Raw genomic sequence first — 22,630 nt, forward strand, 5'->3', positions numbered from 1 at the left:
GTCAGTCGAGATAGCGGCGCACCGAGGCGGGGCGGGCACCGACACCCGCGGCGAAGGCGTCGATCACGCCATCGACCTGGTTGCGGATCGCGCTGAACGGCGCGGCATTGCCCGCCGGATCCTCGCCCGTGCGTGGACCGGTCTGGTCCTTCTTGCCGCCGCGTATAACCGTGCGGACAGCCGCCAGGCGCTTGGCGACGTCGAACCAGAAGGGCCCGCCAAGACCGATCAACAGCCCCGTCACCAGCACGCGGAAGAACCAGAAGACATAATCCGGACCCTGGTCGGACCCACACAACGCGTCCGCCGCCGCCCCGGCCTTCTGGCAATACGGAAACTGCTGCCAACCGATCGGCAGATTTCGATCCTGAAGGTTTTTCAGGATATCCGCGGATCCAGCCAGCAATTGGCGCATCGCTTCCGGATCGGCCAGTTTCGCAAGTTCCTGCTGCTTCGCCACCAGCGCTTCCCTGGCGGCTGCCTTTTCGGTCTCATTCGCGCTTCGATACTTCTCTTCCAGCGCCCTGACCTCCGCCTCCAGGGCGAGTGCAGCGCGGAAGGAGTCCGTCGCGGCGGCATCGGCCGCTGCCAGATCGTCTTGATCGGCGATGATCGCCAGCGCCGTTTCCGGACTGTCGCGGTAGGTCTCGAACAGGCGCAATCCGTCAACATTCGCCGCGAACGCCAGAATGATGCCGATGACCAGCGACCATCCCCGGGCGCGCGTTGCGAAACTGGTGACCGTGGCCCCCGACATCTTGTCGAAGATGCGTGCCGACTCGACCAAAGCCGCCCGCACCTCCGCGCGCGCCGTATCGATCCGGCCCCGCAACCCGGTTTCTTCGATCAAGCGGGACAGGAAATGTTCCAGGGTAATCCGTTCATAGGCCCCGCCCGGACCGATAATGCGTCTTTCGAGGGACACCTTCTCGGCCGGATTGCCGATGATCGCTTCGACCAGCTTGCGTTCGGCGGCCTTGGCTGTCTCTTCGGTCGGCGCTGCGCCCGTTGCGGCGGCGAAGGCTGTCTTGACTATGGGAATGTTCAGGACTTCCGGCAGGACATAATCCTGGATCATGGTTTTCAGAAACCGCGCCCTTATGCAGAAAACGCGGAAAATGAGTTCCATGAGCATGGTAACGATTGTGCCCAACGCCCCAAGCGTCAGGACCAGCGCCAATGCGGCGTCGAGAAGTTCCACGATAGTTCTCCCCCGGATTTCGCAGCCGTCCGCCAGAACGGCCACTTCAATCCGAGGACAATCTTAACGTGAAAAATGTAGAATACGAATCAAAATATTCGCAAAAGTTACGTGTTTTCTCGGTCAAGCAACGATTTTAGGGCGTTACGGTAGTCCGGCCAACCCAGCTTTACTCCCAGTTCCTGCTTGATGCGCGCATTCGACACCAGCTTGTTATCGGAATAGAAGCTGCGTGCCATGGGCGACAGTTCCGCCTTGTCGAAAGGCACTTCCGGCGGCGGTTCCACCCCCAGCAATTCGCAGGCAAGGGCGATCACGTCCTGCGGCGGGGCCGGGTTGTCGTCGCAGCAATTATAGGCCGCCCCGGCATTCGGGCGCGCGATCGAGGCGCGCAGAATGGCGACCACGTCGTCGCGGTGGATCCGGCTGAAGACCTGACCCGGCTTCACCACGCGGCGCGCACGGCCCTGACGGACCGTTTCCAGCGCGTTCCGGCCGGGACCATAGATTCCGGCCAGGCGGAAACTGTGCACCGGTCCGGCGGCAGCCAGACCGAACCAGGCGGCTTCCGCGTCGACCCGCCGCTGGCCGCGCTCCCCACTGGGCGTCAGGGCGGAGGTCTCGTCGACTTCCCCCCCGTCCCGGTTGCCGTAAACCCCGGTCGTCGACAGATAGCCGATCCAGGCATAAGGCGCGCCGTCGCGAATATCCGCCGCATGGGCGTCGATCACCGGATCTCCCGCCGCATCCGGCGGCACGGAACTGAGCAAATGGTCGGCCTGCCTCAGCGCCGCCCGGCCGGCCGCGTCCAGGGCCCGGTCCCGGTCGAACAGATGCGCATCGATCCCGGACCGGCGCAACCGGTCCTGTTTGTCCGCTTCGCGGCAGGTGGCGGAGACGCTCCAACCCTCGTGAACCAAACTTTCCGCCAGCGCCTCGGCGCAATAGCCATAGCCGAAAATGAAAAGATGGGGTTTCGGCGGTTCGGCATCGGTCATCTGCGTCTCCTGGAGCGGATTGGCGGGCATGGGAGAAAATTGCATCCGGCGCGGCGAGTTGGGCTTGCGTCGGCGGGTCGCGGCGTCGAATTTAGGGGTATGCACAACCGGCTTCAACCAGTCCACCTCCTACTTCTTCTGCTGCTGCCCATCGCGATTTTAGCGGGCGCGTCGGCGCGGGCCCAGACCTTGGGCACTGTCGACGAACAGCAATACCGTTCCTGTATGCAGCAGACGCGGATCGACCCGTCGGAAGCGTTCGAACTGGCGCTCGGCTGGCAGGATATGGGTGGCGGGACACCGGCCAGGCACTGCGCCGCGGTCGCGCTGATGATGCTGGGCCATTATCAGGAGGCCGCCGCGCGGCTGGAAGAATTGGCGCAGCAGATGCCGGACGACGCGCCGAAGGAAATCGTCGCCGATATCCTGGCCCATTCCGGGATCGCCTGGATGGAGGCCGGCAATCTGGAACGCGCCTACAGTGTTCAGTCCGCCGCCCTGGAACTGACTCCGGATCGGGTGATGATCCTGGTCGACCGGGCCCTTGTCCTGGGCCAGATGGACCGGTTCTGGGAATGTATCGACGATTTGAACCGCGCGATCGAATTGGACCCGACCGACCCCAACGCCTTCACCATGCGGGCCAGCGCCTATCGTTTCGTCGAGGCGAACGACCTCGCCCTGGAGGATGCGAACCGGGCGTTGGACCTGGACCCGTCTCATCCGGAAGCGCTTCTGGAGCGCGGAATCCTGCACCGTCTTGCCGGGAACAAGGAAGCCGCCCGGCACGACTGGCTAAAACTGATCGAGGAACATGACGGCCGTCCCGCCGCGGACGATGCCCGCCGGAATCTGGAACTTCTCGACGTCGCGCCCGCCGCGCAGTAAGGCACCCCGAAAAGACGATTTCCCGATTCTTATTGCACCAAAGGCGTGCGGAACATATTATGTACGAAGATCGGATTGGCGAAGGTGCCTCCCGACATACTCTTTTTAATTTTTGAACAAAACGGAAACAATTATGCTTTACCACACAATCGGCCGAGCCCGGCCCGTGGGGACTCCCCGCACCCAGCGACTGCCCAAGCGATCCGAAGAGTTCCCTGGCCCGGTCATGGTTCCGGTTTTCGACGATCCCGATACCGACCCCGATGGCATCGACCGGTTCCTGACCGGCATGATGCGCGACCCGCGCTATGTCCTGCGCGGTCCTGAATCCGACGCCTATCGCGACCGGATCGGCCAGTTGTGGCAAGCCGCCTATCCCGGACAGCGTGCACCGGGCAGTTGGGGCCGCGACGAACGCCCGGCCCTGTCCTTGCGGGAGATGAAGCAGCAGGCGGGCGATTTGGTTGTGCCAGCTTCGGCCCCGTCCGGCGATGGAATTGGCGGGACGCCTGCCCCGCCCGAGGCAATGGGGGCGGCCGCTGCGCCTTTCGACAAGGGCGGAGCCGGAAGGCCGTCGCCCCAGGCAGATAACAGCGCAAAGAGCAAAGCCGACGGCTCGGTTCAGGTTGCGCTGGGACCGCTTGCGATCCCGGCCGCCGGGGCTGCCGCAGCCGGCTTGGCCGCCCTCGGGCTCTATGGCATGGACGACGATACGCGCGACTCGCTTTCCCGCAGCATCGACGGTGCGCTGGGCGGAGACCCGCGCCGCGAAGGAATGGAGACCTACCCGGCGGATAGTCCGGAGGGCACGGTGGAAACCTTTCCAGCCGATCCGCCGGATATGGACGATGCCGAGGTGTTTCCGGACCTTTCCGGCGATCCGGACGACCTTGTCCTGGTGTTCCCCGATGGCCGCGAATTGGCGGCCAAGGCCGGCGTGCCGCCGTTCGAGGATCAGACGGGATATCTGCCCGACGGCACGATCCTGCGTATCGAGGACCAATCGGGCACCCGTTACGGTATCGACGTATCCGGTGCCCGACCCAAGGAAATGGGGCGCCTGAAGGGTCATCTCAATGCGGCGCCGACTGAAGCAGTCCGCAGGCTCTTGATGAAGATCACGGATGGAAGCCGGCTTTCAACGGATTCAGGCGCCAACCGAAAAATGAGCAACCTGACCAAGACGACGGAGGGGGAACCGATCAAGCAGGCCATCCGGGAATTCGAAGAATTGATCCGGGCGGATGGCGGGGACCCGGCCACTGAGGATATTGGTGGTCCCGACAGCGACATATGGGTTCGAATTTACAATATCGACGGGGACAGCCCGGATTCGGGCATCACGATAACGTTCCGCTCCATGGGCAGTTCGAAGAGCGCGGACACCACCAACGAAATTGTCCTATCCCGGATCAAGAACCATCAGACTGTTCTAAAAATCCGCTATGAGAGACAAGAGTCAGATTTGGAGTAGATCATGGACGTAAAGGAATATGGCCAGGATTTCTACCGCCGCTACACCCAGCGGGAGGCGGCAGACATTTTCTTGCCGGTGTTCAATCGCATCTTTCTGCCGGCGGACGATAAACGGTCTCTCCTTGGCGGCCGAGACTCCGCGTCGGCGGTGTTCCGGCAATCGGACTGGAAGACGGTCGTCAGCATTCCCGGCCCCTGGTGGGGCTGCCTGATTAGTCGTCCGACCGAGGAACCGGGTCCGAAGGACGAGAATTTCTGGAACCCTGAAACCAAGGAATGGGAGCCCTTGCGCCCCCTCATGCGGACGCTTGTCGAATTCGAAATCGACGAGATTGTGCATATGAGCATCCCGCGTGAGCCGGGCCTGGACGAAACGGCCGACCTTCTGGATAGGGATCGGAAAGGCCAACTAGTCTACAAGGGCGCCATCACAACACCGCCCGCCGCGGATATGCTGCCCGTCCCGCATTATCAGGAGCCCTGTCACATCATCGTGGACGGCGTGATCTTCTCCCGCGACGGGCGGTGGGGCATTTACGGCGATACGGACGATTTCACCGTTATCGGCGGCGAACCGGATCTCATGGCGCGCTACATCGACAATGCCGGTGGCGAGGAATTTCTGAAGGCATGCTTCTTCAGCGCTGCCCCTAGGGTTCCCTACAGCCCTGGCATGCCAGGAAAGGAATTCCTTCTGACACTCTGCGGTTTGGCGGGCTGGGAGCCGACGCCCGCCTTGCTGGCCAGGACATAGCTTCTATTCCGCTTTTCATACCAGGGTAGGCGGGGACAGATATCGCCCGCCCCCTGGAACGCAGCGCCATCAAAAACCGGACACCGACAAAAGTCATTTTGGCAGTCAACTTCAGAAAACTGAACAAAAGAGGAATAAATTAATGCGTATTCATCAGCCTTCATCGCGCCCGCGCAACGACATGGTCCGAAAAAGGCCTCTGCCCAATCGAGACTCGGATTGGTTCGGCGGAGAACAAGATCCGACGTCTGAAATCGACCGGTTCCTGACCGGCATGATGCGCGATCCGCGCTATACCCGGCGTGGTCCGGAATCCGACGCCTATCGCGACCGGATCGGCCGGTTGTGGCAAGCCGCCTATCCCGGTCAACGCGCGCCGGGCAGTTGGGGCCGCGACGAACGCCCGGCCCTGTCCTTGCGCGAAATGAAGCAGCAGGCGGGCGATTTGGCCATGCCGCTGTCGGCCCCATCCGGCGACGGAAAAGGCGGGCCACCCGCCTCGCCCAATGCGATGGGACCGGCTGTTGCGCCTTTCGAAAAAAGCGGGTCTGGCGCGCCGTCGAACCAGGCGGATGAAAGCGCAAAGAACGATCCCGATGGTTCGGTTCAGGTCGCCCTCGGGCCGCTTGCAATCCCAGCCGCCGAAGCCGCCGCAGCCGGCTTGGCCGCCCTCGGACTCTAGCATGGACGACGATACGCGCGACACGCTTTCCCGCAGCATCGACGGCGCGCTGGGCGGCGACCCGCGCAGCGAGGGAATGGAGACCTTTCCAGAGCATCGGCCCGGAGGCCATATCGAGGTCTTCCCGGAGAAACCGACCGCGCCAAGTATCGAGACTTTCCCAGATCAATCCGGTCTGGGTGAAGGGTTCTCGCTGGTTTTCCCGGACAGAACCGGCCCGGCGGACGGCGCCCCGACACCCCCTTCGGAAGACCAATCCGGAACCTTGCCGCAAGGCACAATCCTCCGCATTGAGGATAGCAACGGCAACTACTACAACATTGACGTGTCGAACTCACGGCGGCAGAAAATCGGGAAGCTGCGCGGTCATTTGAATAAGGTTCCGAACGAGGCCATACGCCGCTTGCTGCGGATGGCGACCGACGGCGGACGGCTGACGACCGAAACGGGGACGAATGGAAAATATAGTGAGATCACGGTATCGAAGGGATCGGCACCGCTGGAAGACGCCCGCCGACTGTTCGAGGAAATCATCCGCGCTGATGGCGGCGACCCGGCCAATGCTGCGCACCATGGTAATCCGGGAGAACGGCTACAGCTTTGGTGGCACCCACTGGACGGTGACGGCGCGGATGGAACGCACTCAATCTCTTACCGAACCTGGTCGGAGTCGGGAACAAACAAGCCGACAAACGAGTTTTCCCTGTATCGGCGCAGCGATGGCGGGATCGTGTTCAAGATACGATTTGAATAGGAGTCCCTTATGGACGTGATGCATTGCCGGGGATACTACCATCGGCGCTACTCCCAGCGGGAAACAGACCGGCTGTTCCGGCCTGTCCTGAACCGTATTTTCGTTCCCTACGGCAACCCGGAAAGCTTCGTAAACCTGGATCCCGGGCCGGAGCTTTTCCGGAACCCGGAATGGAAAGCGTTCGCGGGATTAAGCGATCCCTGGAGCGGCGGCCTGTCGGTGTCTCCTCTGGGAGAGGATGATCCGAGGGATGTTCATTTCCTGAAACCGGAGACAACGGATTGGGAACCGTTAAGGCCGTTATTCGACGCTCTGGCGGAACGGGAAGTTGACGAGATCATTCATATGGGACGCCAATTGCCGGATGCAGACACGGACAATCTGGATTCACTGGATCATTCCATGTACGGCGCGGTGACCTCACCGCCGTTGGAAGCAGCATGTGCCTTCGCGTATTCGCAGCAGCCTGCCTTCATCCTCGGCGCGGGCTACGCGTTTTCACGCGACGGGCACTGGGGGCTCTATGGCAGCACGGACAGTTTCTTTGTATGCGGCGGAGAGCCCGATTTGATAGATCGTGCCTATGAATTGGCCGGTGGAGAAAGCACCTTGAAAGAGGCTTTCTACAATCGGTTTCTCCTCTTGCATGGAAACGATCTCTGGCGGCCGAATCTGCCGATGAAATCGATCATCCTCGGCATGTGCAAATTTTCCGGTTGGGACCCTTTGCCGGAAATGCTCGATCTGGATTACTGAGCGATAATGCAAAACGCCCGGACCTGAAGGTCCGGGCGTATCGCGTGAAATCAAAGGTCCGAGAGAGATTAGGCGGCGTAGATGCCGGCCTTCTTGATGTCGTCGGACACATCGGTTTCGAACTGCTTGAAATTGTCCTGGAACAGACCGCGCAGATTGCGGGCGGTTTCGTCATAGGCGGAACCGTCGGACCAGGTCGTCTTCGGCTGCAGCACGTCGTTCGGCACGTCCGGGCAGTTTTCCGGCACCAGCAGGCCGAAATTCGGGTCCTGAACGCGGGCGACGGAGGCCAGCTTGCCTTCGATCGCGGCACGCAGCATGGCGCGGGTGTACTGGATCGACATACGCTTGCCGACACCGTACTGGCCGCCGGACCAGCCGGTGTTGACCAGCCAGCAACGGGCGCCGGTCTTGGCCATCTTCTCACCCAACATCTTGGCATAGACCGTCGGATGACGCGGCATGAAGGGCGCGCCGAAACAGGTCGAGAAGGTCGCCTGCGGCTCGGTGACGCCGCGTTCCGTACCGGCGACGCGGGCCGTATAGCCGCTGAGGAAGTGATACATCGCCTGATCCGGCGTCAGCTCCGAAATCGGCGGCAGAACGCCGAACGCGTCGGCGGTCAGCATGACGATGTTCTTCGGCAGGCCGCCCATGCCCGTCGGCTCGACATTCGGAATGAAGTCGATCGGATAGGAGGCGCGGGTGTTCTCCGCCAGCGAACCGTCGAACAGGTCGACTTCGCGGGTGAACGGATCGAACACGACGTTTTCCAGGATCGTGCCGAAACGCCGGGTCGTGGCGTAGATTTCCGGCTCTGCTTCCTGGCTCAGATTGATGACCTTGGCATAGCAGCCGCCTTCGAAATTGAAGACGCCATTGTCCGACCAGCCATGTTCGTCATCGCCGATCAGGGTACGCGTGCCGTCGGCCGACAGCGTGGTCTTGCCGGTGCCGCTGAGGCCGAAGAAGACCGCGACATCGCCCTGCTGGCCGATATTGGCGGAGCAGTGCATCGGCAGGACGCCCTTTTCCGGCAGGATGTAGTTCATCATGCCGAAGACGGATTTCTTGATCTCGCCCGCATATTGCGTGCCGCCGATCAGCACCAGCTTACGCGCCAGGTCGGCCAGGACGAAGCATTCGGAATTCGTGCCGTCGCGTTCCGGCACCGCGTTCATGAAGGGCGCGTGCAGAATCGTCGCGTCCGGAACGAAATTCGCCAGGTCTTCGGCAGGCGGGCGGATGAACATGTTGCGCGCGAACAGCGCATGCCATGGGCTTTCCGACACGACGCGCACCTTGATGCGGTGCGCGGGATCGGCCCCGGCATAGAGATCCTGGATATAGAGATCCCGGTTCTGCAGATAGACCGAGAGCATCGTGTGCAGGCGATCGAAACGATCCTGGCTGATCGGCCGGTTGACCTTGCCCCACCAGATCGATTCCTTGGTTTTCGGCTCTTCGAGAATGAACTTATCGTTCGGCGACCGGCCCGTATACTTGCCGGTCTGGCAGGCCAGCGCCCCGCCCTTCGTCACCGTGCCGAGGCCGCGGCGCACCGTGGCTTCGTACAGCGCTTCCGCGCCCAGGTTCCAGTGTTGCGTCGCCGTGTTGACGACGCCGTGCTTACCCAGCCCATAAGAGCTGCGGGTGACAGTTTTCTCGGACGCCAAGGTTTCCTCCTTGTTGCGCCTTACCGGTCTCGCTTAAACGATCATGCACCGCCGATCCGGGGCCGGATACGGGATGCGGCGAGCCGGCATTCCGGCGCCTTTCGATTGCCTACTCTTCGACCCAATCCGGCGGCGCGCGGCCAACGGTTGCGACAGCACGTCTCTACTGCCCGCCGGGGCGTCGTTTATACCGGCTGCACACCGTGTTGGCGAGTCGCGAATCCCTGAAAATCCGCGCTGCACCGCACCAAATCAGCCCATTTGCCGCGCCCGTTTGACGCATCCGACAAGTTCGCGGCGCACCGCATCCGAATCCTCGGCCGCGCCCTCGAAATTCAGCCGCGCGATCGCGCCCTGCCGGCGCAGATCGCACCCTTCCGGATCGACGCCCGTCATGAACCAGCCGACGCCCTCACGACCCAGCAGCCGGTTGGCGTAAAGCCCGATCGCATCCAGGTGATCGGCGTTCATATGGGCCAGGATCTCCGCCTCCGCCTGGGCCAGGGTTTCGGTCGTCCCGCCATACAGAAGACCGTCGCCCGCCTCGACCCAATGGATGCGCCCGAATCCGGCCACCAGATGCGCGCGTTCCGGCACGATGCGGTAGAGGTTGAAATCCCGGAACCCCGCATAGAACCGCGCCGATGGATGCCGCCGCACATAGCGGGTGCGCAACAGATTGTCCTCAACCTTTTCGATCCGGCCCTGAACCGTGGCCCGCGCCCCAGTGAGGGGGTCGTCGAGCCCGGCCGTGCCGTCGATCATCAGGGAGACGCGCGGATCGGCACCAAAGTTCCGGGTGTGATCGGCGAGATCGCTCAACAGCATCAGCGGCTCCCCGGCAGGCGAACTGGCGATCAGAACCAGCGAGCCATAGGGGCCGGATCCATCGGCCATAAGGGTGGAAAGCGTCGCCCGGTCGGCTTGTCGAAGCAAGCGGCGGCAGGCGGCGGCGGGGGAAAGGTCCGTATCGGTCATGGGCGCGAGTGTGCCGGGCCCACCCCCGCCCGCCAAGCCGGAATTGGGCTGGTCAGGGGCGGAACAACAGGCGTAGTCTTACCGCCGTTCGCGCGCCGCCTCCGACGGAACCAATCCATGACCTTTTTTGCTTTCTTGCCCGATCTTTTGATCGCCTATGGCGCCTATCTGATTGCCACGGCCAGCCCGGGCCCGGCCAATCTGGCCATCATGACCACGGCCATGCGCCGTGGGCGCCGCGCCGGGATGTTCCTGGCGGGCGGGGTCGTCCTGGGCTCCGCCACTTGGGGGTGCCTCGCCGCCGCGGGCATGTCCGCCTTGCTGGCGCAATATGCCGGGATCACGGAGATCATCCGGATCCTGGGTGGGCTCTACCTCTTCTGGCTGGCCTTCAAGGCGCTGCGTTCCGCCGCCCGTTCCGGCCCGGTCGCCCTGTCGGAAACGACGGAAAGGCGGTCCGATATCCGCTATTTCTCGACCGGCCTGGCAATCCACCTGACCAATCCGAAATCGATTTTCGCCTGGTTGGCCATCATTGCCCTTGCGATCACGCCCGATGCGCCCGGCTGGGCGGCCTTCGCGGTGGTCGGCGGGTGCTGGCTGCTGGGCATTTGCGTGTTCGAAGGCTATGCGATCGTCTTTTCGACACGTCGGATGATCGATGGCTATGCCCGCTTCCGCCGATGGATCGAGGGCGTGACGGGCCTCGCCTTCGGCTTGGCGGGGATCAAACTGATCGCCGGGTCGCGCTAAGCAAAAGTCCCGGCGCGGACAGGGAACCGCGCCGGGACAGTCAGCCACACCGGAGCTGGGCCTTACGCCTCCGCTTCGACCGCGTCGGCCATTTCGGCCAGTGAGTGGAACTTCCATTCCGGCGTGACATCGATTTCCGGCTTGCGGGTCGCGCCGAACCCTTCCTGGCCGTGGCGGCGATAGATCCAGGCGCGGCTGAGCCCGAACTGACCGGCCCGCCAATGGTCGTGATACAGGCTTTCCGCCGTGTGCAGGATTTCGGACGGCGCGATGCCCCGCTTGCCCATGTCTTCGATCATCACCTCGTAATTGCGCGGCGTCGGTTTATAGGAGCCGACATCCTGGGCGGTGATGATGTGGTCGAATTCGACGCCCAGACGCCGGTTGCTGGCGGCGAACCCGGCGCGATGCACGTTGGACAGGATGACCAGTTGGAAATGCTTCTTCAGCCGGCGCAGCGCCGAAGCGGAATCGTCGAAGGCAGGCCAGTAGGGGACCGACTCGCCAAAGCGGCGGTGGTCGTCCTCGGTCAGCCCCTTCACGCCCAGATCGGCCGCCATGCGGCGATGGGTTTCCGTCAGGACGTCGCTGTACAGTGCCGCCGGGGTTTCGGTCTGAACCGTGGATTCATGACGGGCGAAGGCTTCCAGTTGTTCATCGCGGGAGATCGACAGATTGCCGACCGTCCGCATCGCCTGGGTCGCCAGGTAAACGCCGCTTTCCCAGTCAATCAACGTGCCGTAGCAGTCGAAGGTCAGCGCCTTGAAATCGGTCAATTTCATCGGAGGTCATCCTTTCGGGGTTCGGTTTCCCGAAAGGTAGGAGGGCCCGGCGCGGAAATCTTGTCCCCAGCCGCCGATTTTTAGATCGAAACTCCGGTTTCGGATTCTCGGCCTTTGCGATAGGCGGCGGGCGTCGTGCCGGTCAGCCGCCGGAAGGCGCGGGTGAAGGCAGTCTGATCTGAAAAACCGCTATCCTGGGCGATCTGGGCAATGGGCAGGTTGGTTCCGGTCAGCGCCGCCCGGGCCCGGCGGATGCGGATCGCGGTCAGATGCGCCTGCGGACCGGCGCCGATCCAGGTCCGGAACAAATCGTAGAGCCGGCTTTCGCTGAGCGCCGCCGCCTGGGCGATATCGGCCACGGTCAGGGGCTTGTGGCTCTGCGCTTCCATGAAGGTGATCGCGCGGCGCAACTGGCGTGGCTCGGTCTTGCCCTGACCGGCGGCGATGCTTTCCAGCGCGGTCGCCAAAAGCAGACCTTCGATCCCGCCGTCATTCATGCCCCGCGCCTCCACAAAGCGCAGCAGGTGGAACAGGGCCGGATCGAGCGAGAAGAAGGGATCGCCGCGCCCCTGCGCCGCCGCGTTCAGCAGATCCGACCCGGCTTCCGGCACGTCCAGGATGGCGCAGCGGGCGGACCGGTGACCGATGAAGGCGTGCAGATCGCCGGACGGGACCAGCGCCCCGCGCAGGTCGTCGACGAAGCCGCCCCGACCCCTGGCTTCCAGTTCCAGCGCCCCGCGCAGCGGCAGGACGAACTGATGGTGGCCGTGGCTATGCGCCCGAACCTCGCCGCGATAATCGCGAAAGGACAGTTTGGACTCCCGCTCGGCCACCGGCTCATCCGCCTCCTTGGAAACGACGCCGGTCAGCATAGCGGCAGTTCATCAATGCCGGAAGTGGCGCATGCCGGTGAAGACCATGGCGATACCGGCCTCGTTCGCGGCGCGGATCACCTCTTCGTCACGCATGGATCCGCCCGGCTGAATGGCGGCGGTCGCGCCGGCCTTCACGGCCTCCATCAGCCCGTCCGCGAAGGGGAAGAAGGCATCGGACGCCACGACGGAATTTTCCGTCCCGGCCTGTTCCTTGGACTTCCAGGCGGCGATCCGGGCGCTGTCGACGCGGCTCATCTGACCGGCGCCGACACCGACCGTGGCACCGTCGCGGGCATAGACGATGGCGTTCGATTTCACATGTTTTGCGACGCGCCAGGCGAAAAGCATGTCCGCCATTTCCTGATCGGTCGGCTGGCGTTCCGTCACGACCTTCAGATCGGACCGTTCGACCCGACCATTGTCGGTGTTCTGGATCAGCAGTCCCCCCGCGACCGTGCGGACCTGTGTCCGGTTCTCCGCCGGGTCGGGCATTTCGCCGGTGCGCAGCAGGCGGACATTCGGCTTCGTCGCCAGGACTTCGCGGGCGCGCGGCCCGAATTCCGGCGCGATGACGACTTCCAGGAACAGTTCTTTCAGCTTTTCCGCCAGGTCCAGATTGACCGACCGGTTGACCGCGACAATGCCGCCGAAGGCCGAAACCGGGTCGCAGGCCAGTGCCTTGTCCCAGGCTTCCGCCACCGTGCCGCCCGTCGCGACGCCACAGGGATTGGCGTGCTTGACGATCACGACCACCGGCTCGTCGAATTCGGCGGCCAGTTCGAAGGCCGCGTCGGCGTCGTTGATATTGTTGAAGCTGAGTTCCTTGCCCTGAAGCTGTTCGGCATTGGCGACGCCGGGCCGGTGATCGCCGGCGCGGGTATAAAGCGCCGCCTGCTGATGCGGGTTCTCGCCATAGCGCAGTTTCATCTCCCGGCGTCCGGCGACCGAAATCCGCTTCGGCCAAAGCTCGTCCTGCTGGGTGCCGAACCAGTTCGCGATCGCGCTGTCATAGGCGGCGGTGCGGGAATAGGCCTCACGCGCCAGGAATTGGCGCAGCTCGATCGACGTCATGCCCTCATTCTCGTCCATCGCCTGCAGGATGCTTTCGTACTCGGCGGGATCCGTGGCGATGGTCACCGTTTCATGGTTCTTTGCCGCCGCGCGGATCAGGGCCGGACCGCCGATATCGATATTCTCGATGCAATCCTGATAGCTGGCGCCGGATGCGACCGTTTCGACGAAGGGGTAGAGATTGACCACGACCATGTCGATCGGCGCGATGGAATGGGTTTCCATGGCAATCCGGTGCTTCGGATCGTCGCGGCGCGCCAGGATGCCGCCATGGATCGACGGATGCAGCGTCTTGACCCGACCGTCCATGATTTCCGGGAAGCCGGTATGGTCGGACACTTCCGTCACCGCCAGTCCCGCCTCCTTCAGGATCTTCGCCGACCCGCCGGTCGACAGCAGCCGCACCTTGTGGCGCGCCAGCCCCTTGGCGAATTCGACCAGTCCGGTCTTGTCGGAAACGGAAATCAGCGCGCGTTGGATGGGATGATCGCTCATGGCGGGGTCTATTCCTTCGTGATCGTTCCGGGATGTCGGCCGGTTGCCGGTTCTATTCCGCGATATGCCGCATGTCGAGTGGCGGCTCGGAGTCAGATTCTGGATCAGTTTCGGGATCGGATCGGGATGCCAGCGTCGCCGGGTCGGCCTCGTATTCCGGCACCAGGGCACCGATCCGCCGCAAAACGTCGTTACGGCGGCGGGCGCGGGCGTCGGATTCCAGTTCGTCGAGCGCGCGGCGCATCGCGTCCAAATCAACGGTGCGCGGGGCGGCCAGGGTCATACCCGGCGCCCGGGTCGGCAGCTCCGCCTCCCCGCCATGCAGCAGCTCTTCATAAAGTTTTTCGCCGGGACGCAGGCCGGTAATGCGGATTTCGATATCCTTGTCGGGCTGCAGCCCGGCCAGCCGGATCATCTGGTGCGCCAGGTCCATGACCTTCACCGGCCGCCCCATATCCAGGACGAAAATCCGACCGGCCGCCTCGGCATCCTCCATCCCGACGACGGCGGCCTGCAGCACAAGTTCAACCGCCTCGCGCACCGTCATGAAGAAGCGCGTGATGTCGGGATGGGTGACGGTCAGCGGCCCGCCCGCCGCGAGTTGGCGCTGGAACAGCGGCACGACCGACCCGGTCGACCCCAGGACATTGCCAAAGCGCACGACGACATAGCGCGTGCCGCCCTCTGCCCGCGATACCGGGTCGAGGGCCTGGATATAGGCCTCGGCGATCCGTTTCGTCGCCCCCATCACATTGGTTGGGTTGACCGCCTTGTCGGTCGAGATCTGAACCATGCAGGCGACGCCCGCCGCGCGGCAGGCATCGGCGACGATCCGACTGCCCAGCGCGTTGGTCAGGACACCTTCGACCGGATTGGCCTCCACCATCGGGACATGTTTCAGGGCCGCCGCGTGGAACACCAGTTCCGGGCGCAGGCGCGCCATGGTCTCGTCGACCCGGCCCCGGTCCCGCACATCGCCCAGGATCGCTTCCCGTTTCAGGCCGGGGCGGGTCTCGGCCAGTTCCATGTCGATCTGGTAAAGTTGGTATTCCGACGCATCGAACAGAACCAGCTCCGCCGGTTCTTTCGCCGCGATCTGCCGCACCAATTCGGACCCGATCGTTCCACCCGCGCCGGTCACCAGGACCCGGCGGCCGCGCACCAATGCCGCCATGGATTCCCGGTCCAGCGGCTGCTGCGGCCGGCCCAGAAGATCCTCCACCGCGACCGGGCGGATCGCCAGCCGGTCGGAATCCAGACCGGATCGCAGCTCCGTCAGGCGCGGTGCGCGGGACACGCTCAGGCCGTGGCGTTCCGCCTTCTCCACGACCTGGCGCACCAGTTCGCCGTCCAGATTTTCTTTGGTGATCACCAGTTTGCGCGGCGGAATCGGCACCCGCGTGATGACGTCGCGCAGATCGTTCAACGTGCCGACAACCGGGACATTGTGAATTTCCCGGCCGACGCGGGTGCCCTTCTCGTCCAGAATGCCGACGACTTGATAGGGCGAGTGGCGGTCGCGCTGCATTTCGCGCAGGAACAATTCCGCCCCGTCGCCGGCGCCGACCAGCAGGATCGGCATCCGGTTCGGATCGTTTACGGCCAGGATGTTGTCCAGCCGCCGGTCTTTCAGCAGGCGGTAGAGAAAGCGCGGCGCGCCCAGCATGGCCAGCAGCACGAACCAATTGATGATCGGCAGCGACCGCGGGACCATTTCCAGCCGCGTGATAATGAACAGCAGCGGCAGGAAGATCAGAATGACGATGGTCACCGCGCGGGTCAGCGCGACCAGATCGTTGATCGACGCATAGCGCCAAATTCCGCGGTAGAGGCGGCTGAACAGAAAGACCGCCGCCGCGATACAGGTGAAGATGGCCGTGCCCTGCCACAGATAGCGGTCGGCCAAATAGGGCATGGAATCGCCAACCCGCAGATAAAGCGACAGCGGGAACGACGCCGCCGCCATCACCACATCGTGGGCGAAGGCGATTCGCGCGCGGTTATGGCGGAGTGGCCCCAACATACGTGGCGTATAGCGCCGACCCGCATTCCGCGCAAGCGGGCGCGGATCACCGGGCGTGCCGGCGCAGATAGCTCCAGGCTGTCTTGTCGATCCCGTCTTCCGTCGCGACGGGCGGCACCCAGCCGTCCATCGAGCCGTCGGATGTGAAGGTCTCGGTCAGGCGCGAGACCGCCGCGCGGCGGCCCGTCAACCGCCCCAGGATCCGCATCAGAGCGGGCGGTACCGGAAACAACCGGCAAGGCCGTTCCATACCGGACGCGATCAGCCGCGTCAGTTCCGGCAGCGACAGGTCGCGCCGGTCCTTCGGGTGATAGGTGCCGGGACGGCAGGACAAGGCATGGCGCACCGCGTCCGCCAGATTGCCGACATGGATCAGGCTGCGCCGGTTCCGGATCGCGGCGAAGGGCAGCGGCCAGCCGGACGCGACAAGCCCCATCAGCCGTTCGAAATTGGCCCGGACGCCGGGTCCATAGACCAGCGGCGGGCGCAGAATAACGACATCCATATCCTCCGCCAGATCGTGGATCGCCGCCTCCGCCTCGGTCTTGCTGACGGCATAGGCGTCATAGGGGGCGGGGGGATCGTCGGGACGGACCTCAACACCCGATTCGCCCAGGACCTTGATCGTGCTCATGAAGACGAAACGGCGGACACCGGCCGACCGCGCCTGCCGGACCAGGGTCGCGGTGCCGTGCAGATTGACTTCGCGATAGGCGTCGTCCTCGTCTTCCCCGGCGGCGGGCCCGTTCATGACATGGACGCGGGCGGCCAGATGGACCACCGCATCGCAGCCTTGCAGGACGGCACCCCAATCCGTCCCGCGATGGATTTCGCCGACCTCGTGCCGTCCGACGGCTCGGACAGTGTATCCGGCTTCGGTCAGGCGGGCACAGACGACACGACCGACGAAGCCGGTCGCACCGGTCACCAGGACCGTCGCACCAGGCTTTACCGGGTCATCCACCACAACAAACCTCCTACCGCCGCGACACCGATACAGATTGCGGCCAACGGCTGAGACAGGGACAGCGCCGCCGCCGCGACCAGGACCGCATTTACGCATCCGATCGCGGCGGAAATACGGCCATGTGCCGCCGCCCGGGACAAGCCCCGTGTCAGGCGCAGCGCGACCGCCCGCTGATAGAAATGCTCCCGGTGCGCCTGCCACACCTTTTCCAACCGGGCGGCACGGCGCAGCAGCGTGATCCCTGCGTCGGCCAGATAATAGGCCGGCAGCAGCAGGGCCGGCAGCCAATAGCCCTTCACCGCCAGGAACAGCAGAAACCAGCCCAGAAGAAAGCCCAGCGGAACACTGCCGACATCGCCCATGAACAAATGCGCCGGCGGGCGATTCCACCACAGGAAACCCAGCGCGGCCGCGACCAGCGTCAGCGGCCCGGCGACAGGCAGCGTCTCGGCCGGCAGCAGCGCGGCGACGACGATCAGCCCGGTGCCGATGCCGATGGTTTCAACGCTGGTGATCCCATCGATTCCGTCCATGAAATTGTAGAAATTGACGAAACCGGCCCAGATCAGAACCGTCAGTCCGAAATCCGCCCAGCCCGGCAACAGCCCCTGAAACACCATTCCGTTACCCGGCAGCAGCCAGACCCCGGCGATGCAGGCGGCGAGATGCGCGGGCAGCCGGAGCCCCGCCCCAAGACCGCGCAGATCGTCGATCCAGGACAGGCCGCATAGCAGGATCGCGGCCAACAGAATGCCCGGATGCAGCCCTGTCGTCAGATCGGGGCGCAGCGCGACGACTGCCGCCCAACCGGCCAGCACCGTCCCGACGATGGCCAGACCGCCGCCGCGCGGGGTCGGGGTCTCGTGATTGGACCGGTCGTTCGGGGCGTCCAGAATTGCCCGCCGCTTGAGCCAGGACAGTGTGAACCCGGTCAGCACGATCCCGGCCAGGGTCAGGACAAGGCCGTATGTCAGCCAAAACAACATGCCAGCGGTTTAGGGCCAGTCGTCGGACGGTGGCAAGAGGAAACGGCGTCCGGCCGGTTCCGCGATCAGGACGCGCGGCGCAGTTTTTCCTGCCGAACGCGCACCGGCACCTGACGGCCCAGCAGCGACATCAGCACGATGCCGCGTTCCTGCGAGGTCCGTGCCTGATACAGGCAGCGAACCTCGGACAGCGGGCCCTCGGAGATCTCAAGCGATTCGCCGGGCCGGAACGGCGCGACCGTCGGCAGGCGGACGATCCCGTCATCATCCTCGCGGCTGCGCAATTCGGTGATGACCGCGTCCGGCAACCGCGCCGGTCGCTCGCCGAAACTGACGATGTTGGACACGCCGAAGGTTCCGTTGATCGACCGCCACGGCGCGGCGTCGACATCGATCCGCACGAAAATGTAGCGGGAGAACATCGGAACCGTTACTTCTGCCCCGCGCGGCGCATCTTTCCGACGCGATGCCAGGCGCGGCAGATAGGTTTCGAACCCCTGGGCGCGCAGATTGCCCTCCGCCAAGCGTTCCTGACCCGCCTTGGTATAGACCACATACCAGTGCATCATGGCCCGCTCTCCGGCAAAGACCCTGCGGCCGCCAAGCGGATATGCAGCAGCATCGGCGCCTTGACGCGGTCCGCGCCATACCGGGCGACCATGGTGTCATAGGCTTCCTGCGATTGTCGGACATCCGTGATCAGGTAGGATTCGGCGGCGGGCAGGTCTTCCAGGCGGCGCACCACCGGCAGGCCGGCGAAAGTGTCCTTGTGGCTCTTGGGATCCACGATCCCGACCAATTCCACATCGATCTGCAATTGGCACAGCGCCGCGATCTCCGCCAGCTCGCTGACCCCGATCAGGACGACCTTGCGCCGGTCGGCGGCAGCGAAGCCTTCCAGCGCCTCGCCGATCTGATCCTTGGCCCGGCGGAAGAAGGTCAGGGAGCTGCTGAGATATTCGGCCGTCAGCCGTGCCTTTTCCGCAAAACCCTGCGGCGTCACATAATAGGCATAGCGGTTGGGGGGTACCTGCTGAACCTTGATCCAGCCCTTATGCGCGGCACGCTTCAGATAGGCATTGGCGAGGCCGAGGGCGATACCAAGCTCGCCCGCCAGCGACCGCTGGGTCACGCTCTCCTCTCGCTCGACGGCGGCGAGGAGGCCCAACGTGATCGCCATACTGTCTTCCGAAGTGTCCTTTTCGCTCATCGCGGGCGGCGCTTCCGGTTCGTGTTCACGGCGCGAACGCTTACCGCGTTCACACAATGAACGTCAACTGGAAAACCGTTCGCCGCCGCCAAGCCCGGAAAACCGGGCGCGCCCCGGAAGGCACGTTCGATCCGTCAGGAAAGCCGGATGCCGCCAACCCGAATCGGTGCCCCCGCGTAACGGATCGAACCGCGGCGACATCGCGGCTTCGCGACAAATTTCCATCCGCGTGTAAAAGACGCGACGTCCAATCGGGAATTGGACCGGACCCGTGTCCCGATACCTCGACCACCGCCCCGGCAGGTCAGACGCCTTCGTAACAGGCGCCGTTGGTCAAGACCGCGCGAAGGCCGCGGAAATCAAGACTTTCACAGGCATAGACCGCCGCCCAAGTCGCCGACCAAGCCCGGGCAAGCAACACTCCGCCGCCGCACGCGTACAGGCCTTGAGAGGCGCGGGCTGCGCCCCGTTTGACATCCGAAACGCGCTGTCGTCTATCCATTGTGTTCCGGGGGCATCTTCGGTATGACTGAAATGTTGAATTCGTTATCCGGCCCGCAAGACGATGGTGCCGGACGGTTGTTTGTTAGGAATGAGGGCGAACACTTGACGGGAAACCAGGCGACCGTAGCCGCGCGGCAGAGCAGCTTCTCTTACGATGAACTGATCGATTGCGCCAAAGGCAAGCTCTTCGGCCCGGGCAACGCGCAATTGCCGCTGCCGCCGATGCTGATGATCGACGCCATCACCCAGATCACCGAAGACGGCGGCCAGCATGGCAAAGGCCAGATCCTGGCGGAATACGAAGTCCGTCCGGACCGCTGGTTCTTCGATTGCCACTTCAAGGGCGACCCGGTCATGCCGGGGTGCCTGGGCCTGGATGCCATGTGGCAGTTGGTCGGCTTCTTCCTGGGCTGGATGGGCGCACCGGGCCGCGGTCGCGCCCTGGGTGTCGGCGAGGTGAAACTGTTCGACATGATCCTGCCGACGGCCAAGAAGGTCACCTATGAAATCAACCTGAAGCGGGTCATCATGCGCCGCCTGGTGATGGGGATTGCCGACGGCATGGTTCGTGTCGACGGAAAACCCGCCGCAGAAGCGAAGGACATGCGGGTCGGTCTGTTCCAAACAGAAGGCGCGGACGCCTCGTAATCGTCGCGCCGCGCCCCTACATGCGGGTGTGAGACGCGAATACAAAACATATCGAACGGGTGGAGCTGCGAGATAGCCATGAATACGCGGCGTGTCGTTGTCACCGGGCTGGGCATCGTGTCCTGCATCGGGAACAGTCAGGATGAAGTGCTGGAATCCCTGCGCGAAGGCCGCAGCGGGATCAGCTTCAGCGAAGAATATGCCGAGCGCGGCTTCCGCAGCCATGTGCATGGCAAGCCGAACATCGATGTCGCAGAGCATATCGACAAGAAACTGCTGCGTTTCATGGGCGATGGTGCGGCCTATAACTATATCGCGATGGACCAGGCGATCGCCGATGCCGGCCTGACGGAATCGGAAATTTCCAACGACCGCACCGGCCTGATCATGGGGTCCGGCGGACCGTCGACCAAGAACATGCTGTGGTCCTGGGATACGGCGCGCGAGAAATCCGCAAAACGCGTCGGCCCCTTCATGGTGCCGCGCGCCATGTCGTCGACCAATTCGGCGACCCTGGCGACGCCGTTCAAGATCAAGGGCTACAACTACTCGATCTCGTCCGCCTGCTCGACCAGCGCGCATTGCATCGGCAACGGCGCGGAACTGATCCAATGGGGCAAGCAGGACATCGTCTTCGCCGGCGGCGGCGAGGAGCTGGACTGGACCCTGTCGGTCCTGTTCGACGCCATGCCCGCGCTCAGCTCCGGCTATAACGACGATCCGACCAAGGCCAGCCGCGCCTATGACAAGAACCGCGACGGGTTCGTCATTTCCGGCGGCGGCGGCGTGGTCGTTCTGGAAGAGCTGGAACACGCCAAGGCGCGCGGCGCCAAGATTTATGGCGAAATCGTCGGTTATGGCGCCAATTCGGACGGTTACGACATGGTTCAGCCGTCGGGCGAAGGCGCGGTGCGCTGCATGAAGCTGGCGCTGCAGGGTCTGAACGAGCCGGTCGGCTATATCAACACCCACGGCACGTCGACCCCGATCGGCGATTCCCGCGAGATCGAGGCGATCCGCGAAGTCTTCGGCGACAATATTCCGACGATCTCGTCGACCAAGTCGATGACCGGCCATTCGCTGGGTGCGACGGGTGTCCAGGAAGCGATCTATTCGATCCTGATGATGAACAACAACTTCATCGCCCCGTCGATCAACATCGACGACCTGGACGAGGAACTGGGCGACGTCCCGATCGCGCGGGAGCGGATCGACGATATCGACCTCAACCTTGTGATTTCGAACAGTTTCGGCTTCGGCGGCACCAATGCGACGCTGGCTTTCCGGAAATACGCGGACTGAGCCGAGACATGACCGCGAAGAAACTCATGGCCGGCAAGCGCGGCCTTATCATGGGCGTGGCGAATCACCATTCGATCGCCTGGGGCATTGCCGAAGCATGCCATAAGCACGGGGCCGAACTGGCTTTCACCTATCAGAACGACGCGTTCCTGAAACGGGTGAAGCCGCTGGCCGCGGGCGTGAACGCCGCAGCGCTGTTGCCCTGCAACGTGTCCGATGACGACAGCATCCAGTCCGCCTTTCAGGAACTGGGCAAGGTCTGGGACGGCGTCGATTTCGTCGTCCACGCCATCGCCTATTCGGACAAGGAAGAACTGAAGGGCCGCTATGTCGACACGACGCGGCACAATTTCCGGCATACGCTGGACATTTCCTGCTTCTCCTTCACCGCGGTCGCCAAGGCAGCGGAACCCCTGATGCGCGACGGCGGCAGCCTGTTGACCCTGTCTTATGAGGGCGCACAGCGGGTCATGCCGTCCTACAACGTCATGGGCGTCGCCAAGGCCGCCCTGGAAGCGTCGGTGCGCTATCTGGCGGTCGATCTGGGCCGCAACGGCGTGCGCGTGAATGCGCTGTCCGCCGGACCGATGCGCACCCTGGCCGGATCGGCCATCGCGGGCGCCCGCTTCACCTATAATTGGCAGGGCAAGTCGTCGCCGCTGCGCCGGAACATCGAGCTGGAAGAGGTTGGGAATTCCGGCCTGTACCTGCTGTCCGACCTGTCGGCCGGGGTCACCGGCGAAGTGCACTTTGTCGACAGCGGCTATCACCTGATCGGCATGGCCATTCCGGGCGGCGAAGAGCCTTCGGTCGAAGACTGATTTTCTTTCGCCTACCCGCCCGCCTGCAGT

The 22,630-nt window shown here is 63.7% G+C and carries 22 protein-coding genes; 10 read left to right on the forward strand and 12 right to left on the reverse strand.

Features of this window, described 5'->3' with window-relative positions; all coding sequences use genetic code 11:
• Position 1 precedes the first annotated feature (1 nt).
• On the reverse strand, positions 2–1,201 hold the full coding sequence (locus ACO06O_RS17785) for a hypothetical protein (protein WP_421882825.1): 1,200 nt from the start codon (positions 1,199–1,201) through the stop codon (positions 2–4).
• Positions 1,202–1,308: 107 nt separating this feature from the next.
• Positions 1,309–2,199: an SDR family oxidoreductase gene (locus ACO06O_RS17790; protein ID WP_421882828.1), complete on the reverse strand. Its 891-nt coding sequence runs from the start codon at positions 2,197–2,199 to the stop codon at positions 1,309–1,311.
• Positions 2,200–2,298: 99 nt separating this feature from the next.
• Here ACO06O_RS17790 and ACO06O_RS17795 point away from each other — a divergent pair, with 99 nt between their 5' ends.
• From ACO06O_RS17795 to ACO06O_RS17820, 6 genes are all read left to right on the forward strand, one after another.
• Entirely contained in the window at positions 2,299–3,087 is a 789-nt protein-coding gene (locus ACO06O_RS17795; RefSeq protein ID WP_421882831.1) for a tetratricopeptide repeat protein, read from the forward strand.
• Positions 3,088–3,220: 133 nt separating this feature from the next.
• Entirely contained in the window at positions 3,221–4,561 is a 1,341-nt protein-coding gene (locus ACO06O_RS17800) for a hypothetical protein (RefSeq protein WP_421882834.1), read from the forward strand.
• A gap of 3 nt (positions 4,562–4,564) precedes the next feature.
• Positions 4,565–5,317, forward strand: a complete 753-nt coding sequence (locus tag ACO06O_RS17805) for a hypothetical protein (protein ID WP_421882837.1) — start codon at positions 4,565–4,567, stop codon at positions 5,315–5,317.
• Between the two features lie 142 nt (positions 5,318–5,459).
• Positions 5,460–5,999 carry a hypothetical protein gene (locus tag ACO06O_RS17810; RefSeq protein WP_421882839.1) on the forward strand — a complete coding sequence of 180 codons (540 nt, stop codon included), beginning with the start codon at positions 5,460–5,462 and terminating at the stop codon, positions 5,997–5,999.
• A gap of 1 nt (position 6,000) precedes the next feature.
• Positions 6,001–6,753 (forward strand): hypothetical protein, encoded by a 753-nt coding sequence (locus ACO06O_RS17815; RefSeq protein WP_421882842.1) that lies wholly within the window; start codon positions 6,001–6,003, stop codon positions 6,751–6,753.
• Positions 6,754–6,762: 9 nt separating this feature from the next.
• The gene (locus ACO06O_RS17820) at positions 6,763–7,509 is read left to right on the forward strand and encodes a hypothetical protein (RefSeq protein WP_421882846.1); all 747 of its coding nucleotides are present in this window, start codon (positions 6,763–6,765) and stop codon (positions 7,507–7,509) included.
• 68 nt (positions 7,510–7,577) lie between these two features.
• On the opposite strand, the gene ACO06O_RS17825 is transcribed toward ACO06O_RS17820, so the two are convergent.
• A complete protein-coding gene (locus ACO06O_RS17825) occupies positions 7,578–9,185 on the reverse strand; it encodes a phosphoenolpyruvate carboxykinase (RefSeq protein WP_421882849.1) in 1,608 nt (535 codons plus the stop codon).
• A gap of 252 nt (positions 9,186–9,437) precedes the next feature.
• A complete protein-coding gene (locus ACO06O_RS17830; protein WP_421882852.1) occupies positions 9,438–10,163 on the reverse strand; it encodes a HugZ family protein in 726 nt (241 codons plus the stop codon).
• A 117-nt stretch (positions 10,164–10,280) separates the two neighbouring features.
• On the opposite strand from ACO06O_RS17830, the gene ACO06O_RS17835 reads away from it, so the two are divergent.
• Entirely contained in the window at positions 10,281–10,916 is a 636-nt protein-coding gene (locus ACO06O_RS17835; RefSeq protein ID WP_421882855.1) for a LysE family translocator, read from the forward strand.
• A gap of 62 nt (positions 10,917–10,978) precedes the next feature.
• On the opposite strand, the gene ACO06O_RS17840 is transcribed toward ACO06O_RS17835, so the two are convergent.
• The 8 genes from ACO06O_RS17840 to ACO06O_RS17875 form a co-directional block, all read right to left on the reverse strand.
• Positions 10,979–11,698 carry a haloacid dehalogenase type II gene (locus ACO06O_RS17840; RefSeq protein ID WP_421882857.1) on the reverse strand — a complete coding sequence of 240 codons (720 nt, stop codon included), beginning with the start codon at positions 11,696–11,698 and terminating at the stop codon, positions 10,979–10,981.
• Positions 11,699–11,778: 80 nt separating this feature from the next.
• The gene (locus ACO06O_RS17845) at positions 11,779–12,570 is read right to left on the reverse strand and encodes a helix-turn-helix domain-containing protein (protein WP_421882859.1); all 792 of its coding nucleotides are present in this window, start codon (positions 12,568–12,570) and stop codon (positions 11,779–11,781) included.
• 12 nt (positions 12,571–12,582) lie between these two features.
• A complete protein-coding gene (gene purH / locus ACO06O_RS17850) occupies positions 12,583–14,139 on the reverse strand; it encodes a bifunctional phosphoribosylaminoimidazolecarboxamide formyltransferase/IMP cyclohydrolase (protein ID WP_420418921.1) in 1,557 nt (518 codons plus the stop codon).
• A gap of 52 nt (positions 14,140–14,191) precedes the next feature.
• The gene (locus ACO06O_RS17855; RefSeq protein WP_421882862.1) at positions 14,192–16,162 is read right to left on the reverse strand and encodes a polysaccharide biosynthesis protein; all 1,971 of its coding nucleotides are present in this window, start codon (positions 16,160–16,162) and stop codon (positions 14,192–14,194) included.
• Positions 16,163–16,208: 46 nt separating this feature from the next.
• A complete protein-coding gene (locus ACO06O_RS17860; protein ID WP_421882865.1) occupies positions 16,209–17,126 on the reverse strand; it encodes an NAD-dependent epimerase/dehydratase family protein in 918 nt (305 codons plus the stop codon).
• Positions 17,111–18,115 carry an MraY family glycosyltransferase gene (locus tag ACO06O_RS17865; RefSeq protein WP_421882868.1) on the reverse strand — a complete coding sequence of 335 codons (1,005 nt, stop codon included), beginning with the start codon at positions 18,113–18,115 and terminating at the stop codon, positions 17,111–17,113. Before ACO06O_RS17865 ends, ACO06O_RS17860 begins: the two co-directional genes overlap by 16 nt.
• A 65-nt stretch (positions 18,116–18,180) precedes the next feature.
• A complete protein-coding gene (nusG, locus tag ACO06O_RS17870; RefSeq protein ID WP_421882872.1) occupies positions 18,181–18,684 on the reverse strand; it encodes a transcription termination/antitermination protein NusG in 504 nt (167 codons plus the stop codon).
• On the reverse strand, positions 18,681–19,325 hold the full coding sequence (locus tag ACO06O_RS17875; RefSeq protein ID WP_421882875.1) for a winged helix-turn-helix transcriptional regulator: 645 nt from the start codon (positions 19,323–19,325) through the stop codon (positions 18,681–18,683). Before ACO06O_RS17875 ends, nusG begins: the two co-directional genes overlap by 4 nt.
• Positions 19,326–19,931: 606 nt before the next feature.
• Here ACO06O_RS17875 and fabA point away from each other — a divergent pair.
• From fabA to ACO06O_RS17890, 3 genes are all read left to right on the forward strand, one after another.
• Positions 19,932–20,477, forward strand: a complete 546-nt coding sequence (fabA, locus tag ACO06O_RS17880; protein ID WP_420418927.1) for a 3-hydroxyacyl-[acyl-carrier-protein] dehydratase FabA — start codon at positions 19,932–19,934, stop codon at positions 20,475–20,477.
• A gap of 78 nt (positions 20,478–20,555) precedes the next feature.
• Positions 20,556–21,779, forward strand: a complete 1,224-nt coding sequence (fabB, locus tag ACO06O_RS17885; protein WP_421882878.1) for a beta-ketoacyl-ACP synthase I — start codon at positions 20,556–20,558, stop codon at positions 21,777–21,779.
• Positions 21,780–21,787: 8 nt separating this feature from the next.
• Positions 21,788–22,600: an enoyl-ACP reductase FabI gene (locus ACO06O_RS17890; protein WP_420418929.1), complete on the forward strand. Its 813-nt coding sequence runs from the start codon at positions 21,788–21,790 to the stop codon at positions 22,598–22,600.
• Positions 22,601–22,630 lie beyond the last annotated feature (30 nt).

Source organism: Pacificispira sp., from assembly GCF_965228185.1.
GTDB lineage: Bacteria > Pseudomonadota > Alphaproteobacteria > UBA8366 > Aestuariispiraceae > Pacificispira.